This window comes from Herbaspirillum sp. B65, assembly GCF_000333555.1.
Classification (GTDB): domain Bacteria; phylum Pseudomonadota; class Gammaproteobacteria; order Burkholderiales; family Burkholderiaceae_D; genus Herbaspirillum; species Herbaspirillum rubrisubalbicans.
On the sequence record NZ_BADI01000842.1, the window covers coordinates 1 to 14432 of the forward strand.

The following is a 14432-nucleotide window of genomic DNA, read 5'->3' on the forward strand; positions in this document are numbered from 1 at the left end:
AGACCAGCAACGGCAAAATCTCCGTCAGCAATGCTGCCAACGCCGACAAGAATGGCGCGGTCAAAACGGTCGAAGTGCGTGAAATCGACAAGGCCGGCAACGAAGGCGCTATCGCCAGCTTGAGCTTCACGCTCGATACCACCGCCCCCGTGGCCCCCACGCTGGAGCTGGATCAGGTCAGCGTGGCCGCCAGCGGCAACACACCAGCCTTGACCAGGACAGGATCCGTCACGGTCAAGAACCTGGAAGCAACCACCAACGCCAAGTGGAAATACCGTATCGATGGCGGCACCTGGCAAGACCAGACCACCAATGGCAAAATCTCCGTCAGCAATGCAGCCAACGCCAACAAGAATGGCGCACTCAAGACGGTGGAAGTGCGTGAAATCGACAAGGCCGGTAACGAAGGCGCCATCGCCAGCTTAAGCTTCACGCTCGATACAATTGGCCCCGTGGCCCCCACGCTAGAACTGGATCAGGTCAGCGTGGCTGCCAGCGGCGACACCCCGGCCTTGACCAGGACCGGATCGCTCACGGTCAAGAACCTGGAAGCAACCACCAACGCCAAGTGGAAATACCGTATCGATGGTGGCACCTGGCAAGACCAGACCGCCGATAGCCGCATTAGCGTCACCAACCCGGCCGGCAGTGACAAGGACGGTACGATCAGGACGGTCGAAGTGTATGAGATCGACAAGGCCGGCAACGATGGCGCCGTCTCCAGCATCCGCTTCAAGCTCGACACCACCGCACCGACCAAGGCGGTACTCTCCAACGCCGGCATCACGACCTTCGTTGGCGTGAGCTACAGCAAGCAGCGCACCGTCAGCGTTGACGCTGGCTTGGACAGCTCTGCTACCTTACGCGAATACCAGATCAACGGTGGCGACTGGACCGCATTCACCGGCAGCAGCTTTGTCCTGCCGGGTGATGACGGCAACAAGCGCATCGTGGTGCGCCAGACCGACGCAGCCGGTAACCAGAGCACCAGCGAGGTACTGGAATTCAAGCTCGATACCGCCGCCCCCGTGGCCCCCACGCTGGAACTGGATCAGATCAGCGTAGCCGCTAGCGGCAGCACGCCGGCCTTGACCAGGACCGGATCGGTCAGCGTGAAGAATCTGGAAGCGACCACCAACGCCAAGTGGCAATACCGTATCGATGGCGGCACCTGGCAAGACCAGACCAGCAACGGCAAAATCTCCGTCAGCAATGCTGCCAACGCCGACAAGAATGGCGCGGTCAAAACGGTCGAAGTGCGTGAAATCGACAAGGCCGGCAACGAAGGCGCTATCGCCAGCTTGAGCTTCACGCTCGATACCACCGCCCCCGTGGCCCCCACGCTGGAGCTGGATCAGGTCAGCGTGGCCGCCAGCGGCAACACACCAGCCTTGACCAGGACAGGATCCGTCACGGTCAAGAACCTGGAAGCGACCGCCAACGCCAAGTGGCAATACCGTATCGATGGCGGCACCTGGCAAGACCAGACCAGCAACGGCAAAATCTCCGTCAGCAATGCAGCCAACGCCGACAAGAATGGCGTGGTCAAGACGGTGGAAGTGCGTGAAATCGACAAGGCCGGCAACGAAGGCGCCATCGCCAGCATCAACTTCAAGCTCGATACCACTGCACCGACCAAGGCGGTACTCTCCAACGCCGGCATCACGACCTTCGTTGGCGATAGCGTGCGCTATAGCAAGGACCGCACAATCAGCGTTACGGGCCTGGACGACTCTGCCACGCTGCGCGAATACCAGATCAACGGACTCGGCGACTGGGTCAGCTTCACCGGCAGCAGCTTTAATCTGCCGGAAGGCAACGACGGCGCCAAAAGCGTGGTGGTGCGCCAGACTGACGCAGCAGGCAACCAGAGCACCAGCGAGGCATTGGCATTCACGTTGGATACGACCGCGCCAACTGCAAAGCCCGAGGTAACGTTGGTGAAGGACACTGGTCGCGACGCCAATGACAAGAACACCAGCAATGGCACCCTCAAGATCAGCATCACCAACCTCGAGGCCGGGGGGGGCTGGCAATGGAGTGGCGACAACGGCGCCACCTGGAACAACGGCCCCACCCTCACCAATAACAGTGCAGAGATTTCGCTGACAGGCGAAGGCCGGAAGCTCTTCAAGGTCAGGGTTTTGGATCGCTTGGGCAATACGAGCGATGCCATCAAGGTCACCGACAATACCGGCACGCTGATAGATGCCAACGTACTGGATTTCACGCTGGATACGACCGTAAGCTATCCGACTTTCACCCTAACAGGACAGGACAGGGCTGCTGCGAAGTTCACTTACAGTGGCACCGGTGCAGAAGCCAACGCCACCATCACGCTCAAGAGCGGCACGCTCACGTTGGGCACGACGACTGCCTCGGCCACCGGCGCATGGAGTATGGAAGTGCGGGGAAGCTTGCGCGTGAGCGGATTGCTCCAGGCCGATGGACGCAGCAGTAATGCCAACGGCATCTACACGCTGGTCACCGCTGCCGAAGCTGCACGTCTTTCCAGCACGAATGCCTTCAGCAATGACTTCGTTGCCACGGGTACTGCCTTGCTCAATAGCAATCGAGAAGTGTACAGCATGACCAGGGACGGCCAGACCTGGTACGTCTGGGCTCCCCTCAACGGCGACTTCATCATCTCCCGTACCACCGGAAGTGATGAGTGGTACCAGGGCGCCCGCGACTCCGACCGCGGCACGCACCTGTATGTAAACAGCGTGACCACCTGGAATGCCAACAGCGGAAGAGCTTCGGATATTCAAGCGCAGCGACTGCTCAACAACGGCGTGTCCGCGAACAGCCGGCGACTTGAAGGCGTCGAGGTGTACGGTGCATTCGGGAACCAGAACGGCGGTACGGTTTACACGCAGCAAACGGATGTAGCCGGCAATGTCACCTTGGACAAGAACGCTGTGACCAGCGGAGCACCGACATCGGCAACGGTGGTGATTGCTGGTGTTGACCTGGATGAATTCACGGAAGGGATTCAAACATCCGCATCGCGCATCGTAGCAACCTCCACCATGGCGTTAGGAATCTTGGGGGTAGGAACCGCGTTCGCGCCAGCCGCAGATGCATACGTCAGGCACACTACCGATCAAGTCTATAAACTCAAAGTGATTTTTGGCGGGAGTGGGCTGGATGTAGTCAATGACAAGCTCCTGTTACACAGCGAAATGGCGCTCAATAGCTCTTGGAGTGCATCGGGCGTCTCCTTCGGCACAGCGACTAATCTGCGTTTCAACTACGACGCGAACACCCGGACCTTGATCATCGACAATGCCACTGGTGCCGCATTCGCGTCGAACGATGTACTCAACCCAATTATCCGTAGCATCAGACTGAAAAACGTTTTCGCTACACCAGGTGATCGCACCATGACGGTCAGCTTGGCGGATGCTTCCAATATCGCCACCCTCCCGGCCACTGCGACACTGTCGATCAGTAACGATGCATTGTGGATCGACCTTGATCCAGTCACAGCAGGTACGCAATTCAACTCCACCCGCTATGTCACTTCGGCATCCAACCTAGTCAGTGGCGTGACCTTCGACAACCAGATTGCCGCGCCCAGCGCCATCGACATCCGTGGACTGGAAGTCAAGCTCTCGGGTGCAGGCCTGGATATCGCCAACGACAAGCTGAAGCTCGATATCGCGCTGAACCTGGCTAGCTCACTGGCCACTGTCAGGAACAAGACCATCGGCGGCATCGCGGGCCTGAGCTATTCCTATGATGCATCCCTTCGCACTCTCAACATCGTCAAGACCGCAGGCACGGCCTTGACCGGCGCAGAAGTCAAGTCCATCGTCGAAGCACTGGCCTTGTCCAACACCGCTGCCAAGGATGGGGAACGCGTGGCCGAATTGCGTCTGTTCCAGGCGGATGGGACAAAGGGCGTAGTCTCTACAACCCGCCTGATCCTTGATACCCAGCGCCCCCCGATACTGGACCTGGACGACAGCACGGGCGGAATCCAGGCCGATGTCACCACGACCGTTGCTGCAACCAGCATGGCCGCAGGAACCGGTCTGCTCCCCAAGAACATTGCCTTGGCTGCTGCCTCCGACATTCAAAACATCAGGCTGGAATACTTCCTTGCGGCCGGAAGAACCCTGGAATCCTTGGGCATAGCGACCACAGGCGTCGACATTCCCTTAATTGCGGATAGCAACGGAACGGCGAAACTCAGTGGAATTCCCCAGTTGCGCTACACAATGACGGCACCGAGTGGCAATCCCAGCGCCAGGCTATTGACCTTAAGCAAGAGCTCCGGCGAGGCGCTCAACAGCATCGAAACCAAGGCCATCCTGGACGCTCTGCGTCTCAAGAGCACCTCGACCGATCTCACGGATCGGCTCTTCCAGCTGACCTTGACTGATATGGCGGGCAACACCAGTATTTTTGTGCGACCCACCTTGCGCATCGACACCCGCACCGCGCCCACACTTTCGGCCAGCAAGGTCGAGACCGGCAACCAGATCAGTTTCGGCATGTTGACGCTGAACGATAATCTGGGCGACACCAGCGACCACTTTAAGCACAACCTCGCGCCGGGCGAGAGCGTCACTCTTCCGCTCCCGCCGGGCTTCACCAGGGAGACGTTCTTGACGGCGCTCAAAGCCATCTCCAGCGATTGGGGCGGCCCAGGTATCTCCGGGTCTGCGGACTCCATCTTGAGCCAATATCGCAGCTATACCACCTTTGGTGCGACGCCGGTCATCGATAGCCCAATTGCCGTCCCCCATCAGTCGCACACAAACGTTAAAGGAGTCAAAGTGAAGTTCACCACTGTGAATGGTGACCTGAAGCTAAAAAGCGACACGAGTTTTCACTCTCTCACTGAAACTGACATGTACCGTTTCGACGGTACCAACACTAAGAACGAGGGCGCCTACGATATGGGCAACATTCGTTTGCTCTACCAGACCACCACTACCAGTGCCAACAGCACGCCCACCATTGCGGTCACTTATGGCAGCGCCAATGTGAGAATAGGCGACGTGATTGCGCTCTACGAGGACAACAAGCTGCTGGCCAGCAAGACGCTGGACAGCGCCGACGTCGCGTCCGGTACATTGAACCTGAAGGTCAACACCAGCCTGTCGGAGGGCGAACATAAGATCGTGAGCAAGTACACCTCGACCTCGGGGGCCACGTCACAGACGGTGGAGGCGGTGACGGTCAACGTTGGCGCCGAAATGAAAGTACCAGTCTTGACCGACCTCAAGGTCAAGGCGTCCTATGATGCGGATGCCAAAGCCAAGCCCGTTCTGCTGGATGGCAAGAGCTACACCTCCGTCACCGATCCGGGTAACAACGGTGTTTATGACAAGGGATTGATCTTCACTGGCCGCATCAACACGCCTGAGCTTGCTGGCAAGCAGAAGTATCTGGTGTCCATCAGCCTGGGGGGCAAGACGCTGGGCTTCGACATCTTCGAGCTCGAAACCACGGACAACGCAAGCACCAGCAGCTTTACCTTGCAAGCCGGGTCCAACCTGCTTGCACCGGGCTTGTATCGAGACCTGACGGTGGCGGTCACCAACGTGACCGAAGGCAGCGCCTACAGCGGCCAGACCTCAGTCATCAAGGATGCGGCGCTGGGCTGGTATTGGGCTGCGCAATCCATGGGCAACATTCGCGGTGGCAATGGCAACGACGACATGATCCTGAGTGCGCCGGCAAGCAGTTCATCCACGGTCACCACGGGCGCCGGCGCCGACACGCTGATGCTGGGCGCCTTCGGAAAAACCGGCAACTTCAGCGCCACGGTGACCGATTTCCAACTGGGCCTGGACAAGGTGCTGGTGGCGGGGCAGACCATCACGGCGGCCAACTTTAACAGCTTCGTCCAAAGCGTCGCCGCCGGCCCCAATAACAGCACGACGTTGACGGTGGATCTGGATGGGGCGGGTAGCCGTACGCAGACCTATACGCTGACGCTGCAAAACCTGCTCTACAACCCAGCCAATACGCAGACGATCTTTGGCGTCTGAGTCAGCCTCGGTAGGCAGCAGCACCCGGCCCATGCTCCACGGGCCGGGTGCTGCTGCCGGTCTCATCATCGAAACAAAGAAAGGAAGGAGAGCCAATGTATGTCCAGGAAAATCGGCGACGGTCGCGACTTCTGGCGGCCCGGCAACGAGGATCTGCCCATGCTGGTGGAGCGTTTGTGGGCGCGGCAGGAAGACCGCGCCTGGTTAAGCGGACCGGAGCGAACCGATACGGGCCAGCTCATCGTGCTGCTGGAGCTTGATGACGCCGCCGTGTCTCTGCCCGTGCTGACTGATCCCGACTACTGGTATTGCGCCCTGACCCAGCCCTCGGGATGGTTCAGGCCTGTTCACTAGCCGCGGCAGCTTCGCGCCCCTCTCGCCGTCACCGCCCACAAGGATCAGCCCCACCTCATGGATCAGCATAAACTCGCCATCGGCCAACGCATCCGCCTCATCCGCCTGAAGATGGGGATCAGCCAACGTCTCTTCGCCCGCGCGCTGGAGACCGCCCCCAACCACATCTGCCAGATCGAACGGGGTCGCTGCGTGCCCGGCAGCAAGCTGTTGCAAGGGATGCGCGCGCAGTTCGGTATCGATCTGAACTGGTTGTTAAGCGGCCAGAGCGCGCTGACCACGACCTTGCTCAAGCGCGAAATCAAGACGCTGGTGGCCGACTACCAGCGCGCCGATACGGACGGCAAGGCATTGTTGATGTATACCGCGAGTTTTCTGGTGGAGGGGCGGGAAACGAGAAAGCGGCAGATGACGATTCAAGACCCGACTCAAGATACGATTCAAGATCCGAACGAAGGCGCTTGACGCCTTCACAAAAGACCCAAGTTCAGCGTAGCCTTACGGCTTGATCGCGGGGTAGAAAAGTTCATGTGAACCCGATCTATCTTGAGCGCGACTGTCTCTTGCGCTGTCTTCCATTGATGAAAGAAGTTTCATGCATAACCACCTGCTACAACAACCGCTGAACGACGACGAACTGGACCGACTCGGAGAGTTCCTGGAAGAAGCCGGTTCACCGGGGATGAACATCGAACTGCTCGATGGCTATTTCGCTGCGCTGATTTGCGGCCCGGAGGCGGTGCTCCCGAGTGAATATCTGCCCCAGCTTCTGGGAGAAGAGGCCCCCTTTGAAAACCAGGAGGAGGCCAGCGATATTCTCGGCTTGATCATGCGGCACTGGAATACGATTGCATCCACCCTGGCGCGCACGCTTGAAGAAGATTCGGTCTATCTGCCCGTGCTGCTGCAAGATGAGCACGGCATGGCCCACGGCAACGACTGGGCGCAGGGCTTCATGCACGGGGTCCACTGTCGGCTCGGCGCCTGGGAAGAACTGCTAGAGAGTGAAGAATTCGGCGAGTTCATGCTCCCCATCTTCGCCCTGGTCCATGAGCATGACCCCGATCCGAACCTGCGCCCGCCTGCCATTACGCCAGACAAACGCGATGCGGTGCTGCAAGCCATGATTGTGAGCGTGACGCACATCTATCGCTACTTCGTGCCACATCGCCGCGCGGCCGTGCGAATGACATCACGCAGAACCAGCCCCAAGATAAACAGAAATGATCCCTGCCCGTGTGGCAGTGGGCGCAAGTACAAGTATTGCTGTGCTGCGGGTGCGCCGACGATACATTGAGGCCAGGTTGGCGGGTCAAGGGATGTTAGGATTGGCCCCTACTCACGCACTTCCCCCACCTTCGGATATACCTTCACCAGCACGATCTTGGGCCCCGACATGCGCTTGATGACCACGTCGAAGGCGGCGAACTCGATCTTCTGGCCTTCCTTGGGCAAGTCGCCCAACTTCTCCATCACCAGGCCACCGACCGAGTCGATGCTGTCGTCATAGTCGATATCGATGCCCAGCATGTTTTCCAGCGTGACGATGGGCAGGCTGCCCTTGCCCAGTAGAGTGCCATCATCCTGGCGGCTCCACTCACCAGTGTTATGGCGAAATTCGTCGCGGATCTCGCCCACCAGGAGGCTCAACATATTGTCTAGAGTGATGAAACCCAGCGGCGACTGGCCCTTCTTGCCGATGATGGCGAAGTGCGGCATCCCGGTGCGGAAGCGTCGCAGCAAGTCCAGCGCCGGCAAGGCCGGGGAGATGAACTGCACCGGGCGCAGGTAATCCTTCAGGTTGCTGATGGCGCGCCCATCCTGCTGCGCCAGGAACACATCCTTCAAATGCACCAGGCCCAGCACCTGCTGGCGCTCGGCGTCGAAGTAGGGATAGCGGGAATAACGGTTGCGGTAGATGATGTCGAGGTTTTCTTCCAGGCTCTTGTCGTCGCCCAGGGCCACGATCTCGCTGGCCGGGCGCATGATGTCAGCAACATCCAACTCGGCAAAGTTCAGGCTTTGCGCCAGCACGTTCCATTCGTCGCGGGTGAACTTGCCGCTCTTGCCGCTGCGGCCACCAGCGCGCAGGATGAGCTTGAGTTCGTCCGAAGAATAATGGGCGTCATGCCCATGCGCCGCACCCAGGCCGGCCACGCGCAAGAGCCAGTTGGAGCTGGCGTTCAAGATCCAGATCAGCGGATACATACCCCAGTAGAAGCCATACAAGGGCACTGCGCACCACAGGCCCAGCTTCTCGGGGCTGCGGATGGCCATCGATTTGGGGGCCAGCTCGCCGGCCACGATGTGCAGGAAGGAAATGACGAGGAAGGCGAACACGAAGGAGACACCGTGGATCAGCTCCTGGTTGCTCACGCCGAGCAAGGTGAAGATCGGTTCGAGCAAGCGGGCGAAGGCCGGTTCACCGATCCAGCCCAGGCCCAGCGAGGCCAGGGTGATGCCCAATTGACAGGCGGAGAGATAGGCATCCAGCTGATTATGGACCACGGCCAGGATACGACCGCGCAAGCCTTGTGTTTTTGCGATGGCCCGGATGCGCGTTTGACGCAACTTGACCAGACTGAATTCTGCTGCAACGAAAAAACCGTTCAACGCAACCAGGAAGAAGGCTGCGACGATCAGCAATATGTTTTCCAACGAGGGTTCCTATCGGGGTTGTCAAAGGGCCCGGACACCATGACCCGGCCCGGACTCCGTAATTTAACATGGGTGGCGACAGGAACCGAATTTATTGTCACATCGATAATCACCCGTGCAAATGAAGCTCAGGCATGGCTCAAAAACCCTCCAGCACGATCTTCCCCTTCGCCTTACCCGACTCCAACAGCGCATGTGCCCGTCGCAGGTTCTCGGCGCTGATGCGTCCGTAATGCTCGCCGGTGGTGGTGCGCAACACGCCATCGTCCAGCAGTTGCGCCACCCGTTGCAGCAGTTCATGTTGCTGGATCATATCTGCGGTCTGGAACATGGAACGGGTGAACATCATTTCCCAATGCAGCGAAATGCTCTTGCGCTTGAGCGGCACCGCGTCCAGGCTGGCCGGGTCGTCGATCAAGGCCAGTTGGCCTTGCGGGGCCAGCACCTCGATGATCTGCGCATAGTGGGAGTCGGTATGGGTCAGGCTGATGACGATATCCACCTCGGGCAGGCCGAGCTGCTCCAGTTGCGGCTTGAAGGGCTGGCGATGGTCGATCACGTGGTGCGCGCCCAGGGCGCTGACCCATTGCGCGGTTTCCTGGCGCGAGGCGGTGCCGATGACGGTCAGTCGGGTGAGCTTGCTGGCCAGTTGGGTCAGCATCGATCCCACCCCGCCGGCAGCGCCAATGATGAGCAGGCGACGCCCCTGCCCCTGTCCTTCGGCCACGCCGACCCGGTCGAACAGCAGTTCCCAGGCGGTGATGGCGGTCAGCGGGATGGCGGCGGCGTCAGCATGGCCGAGGCTGGCCGGCTTGCGGCCGACGATGCGTTCATCCACCACGTGCAGGGAACTGTTGGCGCCGGGCCGGGTGATGTCGCCGGCGTAGAAGACTTCATCGCCCGGCGCAAACAGGCGCACCGACGCCCCCACGGCGCGCACCACGCCGCTGACGTCCCAGCCCAGCACGCGGGCTTCCTTGGCGCTGGCACGGACCTTGGTATCGACCGGATTGACGGAGATGGCCTTGACCTCCACCAGCAGGTCATGCTCGCCGGGGACCGGATCGGACAAGGTGGTCGCGGCCAGCGCGGCGGGATCGTTGATGGCAGGGGCTTGCGGATTGGTGAGGATGGCTTGCATGGAAAATCCTTTTATATGAAGCAAAAAGATGGGCATAGGCGATACACGCTGCGTACCGGCTTGGCCTCGTAACGCGATATGAAGCTAAATGTTAGACAGCACGAGGGGCCACCACCAGCCCCTGGCGGCAGAAAGACTTTCATCGCGGGGACGAAAATGCGTGGTGACAGCAGGTCAAACACGCAACAACGACACATTGCGTATTTTCATTTGAATTAATTTGAATTAAATACGCATTGCGTATATTATTGGCGCATGAACCTCCCCCAACAAGTCTTCCTGCGCGACGCAATGCGCATCCTCAACCTGACCCGGGAAAGCCTGGCCCAGCGCATCGGCTGCACCAAGCGCGCACTGGACACCTGGCTACTGCCCGACGACTCCGGCGAATTCCGCGCCATGCCGGAAATGGCCAGGCGCTTCATTTCCGAGATCCTGGCGGCCAGCCATCCCGGCGGATCGGCAATTGCAGACGCCACCGCAGCAAGCACCGCCACCCCCGCGCCCTTCGGTCGTCTCAGCCACCTGCTGTCAGTGGACCAGTTCAGCCGCGACTCGGCCGAGCACCTCTTCATGCTGGCCGACGTCATGCAACCCATTGCCCGGCGCCGCAAGGTGTCGCGGGTGCTGGAGGGGGCCGTGCTGGCCAATCTGTTCTTCGAGGCCAGCACCCGTACCCGCCTGAGCTTCGCCTCGGCCTTCATGCGCCTGGGCGGCTCGGTGTGCGATACGACCGGGTTCACCTATTCCTCCATGGCCAAGGGCGAGTCCATCGCCGATACCAGCCGCACCGTGAGCGGCTATGCCGATGTGATCGTGGTGCGTCATCCCGAGCAGGGATCGGTGGCGCAGTTTGCGGCCGCCACGCAGGTGCCGCTGATCAATGGCGGCGATGGCGCGGGCGAACATCCGACCCAGGCCTTGATCGACCTCTATACGGTGCAGCGCGAATTCTCGCGCCTGGGCAAGCTGGTCGATGGGGCCCACATCGTCATCACCGGCGACCTGAAATACGGCCGCACCGCGCACTCCCTGATCAAGCTGCTGTCGCTGTACCGAAACATGCGTTTCACCCTGGTCTCGCCGCCCTCGCTGGAAATGCCGGCCGAGATCGTCAAGCGCATCGCCGCCCACGGCCACACCGTCACGTCCACCGATGCGCTGACCCATGCGCTGCCCGACGCCGATGTGATCTACACCACCCGCATCCAGCGCGAACGCCTCACCGGCGAGAAGATCGATGACTTCCTGGCCGCCTTCGAGATCAATAAGAAACTGGTCGACCAGCATGGCCGGCCCGATGTCATCGTGATGCATCCCCTGCCGCGCGACAGCCGGCCCGGCGCGCACGATCTGCATACCGACCTGGATGGCGATGCGCGCCTGGCGATCTTCCGGCAACCGATAACGGCGTGCCGGTACGCATGGCCATCTTTGCCACCCTGCTGGGGGTGGAGAACCAGGTCCAGCGTTCCCTGCGCGATGCCCTGTGGGCCGTGCCTGCGACGCTGGGGCCAAACGACTTCCCCGCGGAAGACCTGGACCTTTGAAGCGGGCGATAGCCGCTTCGCGCGTCACCCTGCGCCCGCCAGATGCGGCTTGATCACTGCGGCCAGCTTGTCGAAGGCGCGCGCGATCTCGTCATTGGGCACGCTGGCATAGCCCAGCAACAGCCCCCGCCGCGCGCCGCGTGCGTGCATGTAGTAGCGCGACAGCGGGCGCACCACGATGCCGGCCTGCAAGGCCTGTTCACAGATGAGCACGTCATCGCACTCCTGCGGCAGGCCCAGCACCAGGTGCAGTCCCGCTTCGCCACCGGTGATGGTCATCTTCTCGCCGAAGTGACGGTTGATGGATTGCTGCAGCAATTGCAGCCGCTCGGCGTAGAGCACGCGCATCTTGCGGATGTGCGAGGCGAAATGGCCTTCGGCCATGAAGTCGGCCAGCGTGGCCTGCAGGAACACCTGACCATTGCGATACAGTTCGGCGATGCCGGTGGCAAAGGCCTGGGCCAGCGACTCCGGCACCACCAGGAAACCGATGCGCAAGCCGGGGAACATGATCTTGCTGAAGGTGCCCATGTACAGCACCCGGTCCTGGGTATCCATGCCCTGCAGCGAGGCCAGCGGGCGGCCACCGTAGCGGAATTCGCTGTCGTAGTCATCCTCGATGATCCACACCTTGTGGGTGGCCGCATACTCCAGCAACATGCGCCGCCGCGACAGGCTCATCACCATGCCCAGCGGATACTGGTGCGAGGGCGTGGTACAGATGAAGCGCGGTGGCCGGCGCAGGTTGGCCAGGCGCATCCGCATTCCTTCCTGATCCACCGCGATGGGCACCGATTGGATGCCCAGTGAATTGAGCACGCTACGTGTGCCCCAGTAGCAGGGATCTTCCACCCAGGCGGTATCGCCATGTTCACCCAGCAGCTTGACCACGATGTCGATGGACTGGTGGATGCCTGTGGTGATGAGCACCTGCGAAGGGGTGCAGTTGACCGAGCGCGCCACCCGCAGGTATTCGGCGATCTGCTCGCGCAGGCCGGCATAGCCGGCACCGGGGCCGTAGGTCAGCAGGTCGGAATTGGAACGACGCCAATGCTTGTTCTGCAGGCGACCCCAGATCTTGTGCGGCACGCAGGTCACATCCGGCACACCCGGCATGAACGCGCCCCATTGACGTTCCCCCACCCCGGCCTGACGCGTGAGCAGCGCACCGCGCGCGGACAGTTCGGATTTGCCGGACGGGTCGGTCAAGGGCTCGACCCGCTCTACCGCTTCGGGGATCTGGTCCGGCGCCGTGTCGGCCACGAAGGTACCGGCCCCGGTGCGACTCTCCAGGTAACCCTCGGCCAGCAATTGCTCGTAGGCGTAGGTCACGGTGTTGCGCGAGGTGCCCAGCTCCAGCGCCAGGTCGCGTGAAGAAGGCAATTGCATCCCGGCCGGCAGGGTATGGGCCAGGATGGCTTCGCGGATCAACTGGTAGATCTGGCGATTGACGGGGGTGCTGGCGCCGGATGTCTTGGCAGTTTTGGCAATTTTCGCTGCACTGCTTTCACGGGCACTGGCGACCTTGCCTTTGCCCGGGGTGGCCTTGGCGGCGGGACGATTGATGCGCAGCAGCAGATAGTCGGACAAGGAGGCGAGTTTCAAGTGGCACCATCAAATATTTGAAATTGGCTCTATATTACAGTGCCACTGGAGTTTTATATTGTTTCCGAACTCAGCATTCGGCAGTAATTTCCTGCGCCGCCGCGGCGCCACTCAACGAAGCAAGAACGGAGCAAGCTATGACCAGCAAGGCCAACAACCAAGAGCTGCAACAACGAAAGAATGCCGCGACCCCGCGCGGCGTGGGTGTGATGTGCGACTTCTACGCCGAGCGCGCGGCCAATGCCGAGTTGTGGGACGTCGAGGGCCGCCGCTTCATCGACTTCGCCGCGGGCATCGCCGTGCTCAACACTGGCCATCGCCACCCCAAGCTGCTCGACGCCATGCGCGCGCAGATGGAAAAATTCACCCACACCGCCTACCAGATCGTGCCCTACGCCAGCTATGTGGAACTGGCCGAGCGCATCAACGCGGTGACCCCCGGTAACTATCCGAAGAAGACCGCCTTCTTCTCCACCGGCGCCGAAGCCGTGGAAAACGCCATCAAGATCGCCCGCGCCTACACTGGCCGTCCGGGCGTGATCGCCTTTGCCGGCGGCTTCCATGGCCGCACCATGATGGGCATGGCATTGACCGGCAAGGTCGCGCCCTACAAGCTGGGCTTCGGCCCCTTCCCCGGCGACGTGTTCCACGCGCCCTACCCGAGCGCCTTGAACGGCATCAGCACCGAGGATGCGCTGGAAGCGGTCAAGGGTCTCTTCAAGAGCGATATCGAAGCCAAGCGCGTGGCCGCCATCATTCTGGAACCGGTGCAGGGCGAAGGCGGTTTCTACGCGGCGCCAGCCGACTTCATGCGCGGCCTGCGCGCCATCTGCGATGAGCACGGCATCCTGTTGATCGCCGATGAAGTGCAGTCCGGCTATGGCCGTACCGGCAAGCTGTTTGCCATGGAACACTACGACGTGCTGCCCGACCTGATGACCATGGCCAAGAGCCTGGCCGGCGGGATGCCGCTGTCGGCGGTCAACGGTCGTGCCGAGATCATGGATGCACCGGCCCCAGGTGGCCTGGGAGGCACCTATGCCGGCAACCCCATGGCAGTGGCGTCGGCCCTGGCCGTGCTGGACGTGATGGAAGAAGAAAAGCTGGTGGCCCGTG

Annotated in this window: 8 protein-coding genes and 1 pseudogene; 6 read left to right on the forward strand and 3 right to left on the reverse strand. The window is 60.9% G+C overall.

Annotated elements, in window-relative coordinates; all coding sequences use genetic code 11:
* The first annotated feature begins 377 nt into the window (after window positions 1-377).
* From I5W_RS32155 to I5W_RS20060, 4 genes are all read left to right on the forward strand, one after another.
* Window positions 378-6008 (forward strand): hypothetical protein, encoded by a 5631-nt coding sequence (locus tag I5W_RS32155; protein WP_217284459.1) that lies wholly within the window; start codon window positions 378-380, stop codon window positions 6006-6008.
* 99 nt (window positions 6009-6107) lie between these two features.
* Complete coding sequence (locus I5W_RS20050) at window positions 6108-6362, forward strand: hypothetical protein (RefSeq protein WP_017451204.1); 255 nt, start codon at window positions 6108-6110, stop codon at window positions 6360-6362.
* Between the two features lie 57 nt (window positions 6363-6419).
* Entirely contained in the window at window positions 6420-6827 is a 408-nt protein-coding gene (locus tag I5W_RS20055; RefSeq protein ID WP_044530550.1) for a helix-turn-helix domain-containing protein, read from the forward strand.
* A gap of 130 nt (window positions 6828-6957) precedes the next feature.
* Complete coding sequence (locus tag I5W_RS20060; RefSeq protein WP_044530551.1) at window positions 6958-7659, forward strand: YecA/YgfB family protein; 702 nt, start codon at window positions 6958-6960, stop codon at window positions 7657-7659.
* Between the two features lie 38 nt (window positions 7660-7697).
* Here I5W_RS20060 and I5W_RS20065 read toward each other — a convergent pair whose 3' ends face one another.
* Together I5W_RS20065 and I5W_RS20070 are read right to left on the reverse strand one after the other, a co-directional pair.
* Window positions 7698-9020 (reverse strand): hemolysin family protein, encoded by a 1323-nt coding sequence (locus I5W_RS20065; protein WP_044530552.1) that lies wholly within the window; start codon window positions 9018-9020, stop codon window positions 7698-7700.
* Window positions 9021-9159: 139 nt separating this feature from the next.
* The gene (locus tag I5W_RS20070; RefSeq protein WP_044530553.1) at window positions 9160-10161 is read right to left on the reverse strand and encodes a zinc-binding alcohol dehydrogenase family protein; all 1002 of its coding nucleotides are present in this window, start codon (window positions 10159-10161) and stop codon (window positions 9160-9162) included.
* 255 nt (window positions 10162-10416) lie between these two features.
* Here I5W_RS20070 and I5W_RS20075 point away from each other — a divergent pair.
* Window positions 10417-11711: pseudogene (locus I5W_RS20075) on the forward strand (aspartate carbamoyltransferase).
* A 24-nt stretch (window positions 11712-11735) separates the two neighbouring features.
* Here the strand turns inward: I5W_RS20075 and pdxR are convergent.
* Complete coding sequence (gene pdxR / locus I5W_RS20080) at window positions 11736-13316, reverse strand: MocR-like pyridoxine biosynthesis transcription factor PdxR (RefSeq protein ID WP_044530554.1); 1581 nt, start codon at window positions 13314-13316, stop codon at window positions 11736-11738.
* Window positions 13317-13453: 137 nt separating this feature from the next.
* Between pdxR and gabT the strand changes: the two genes are divergently transcribed.
* Window positions 13454-14432, forward strand: a 979-nt coding sequence (gene gabT / locus I5W_RS20085) for a 4-aminobutyrate--2-oxoglutarate transaminase (protein ID WP_044530555.1), incomplete at its 3' end; no start/stop codon positions are given.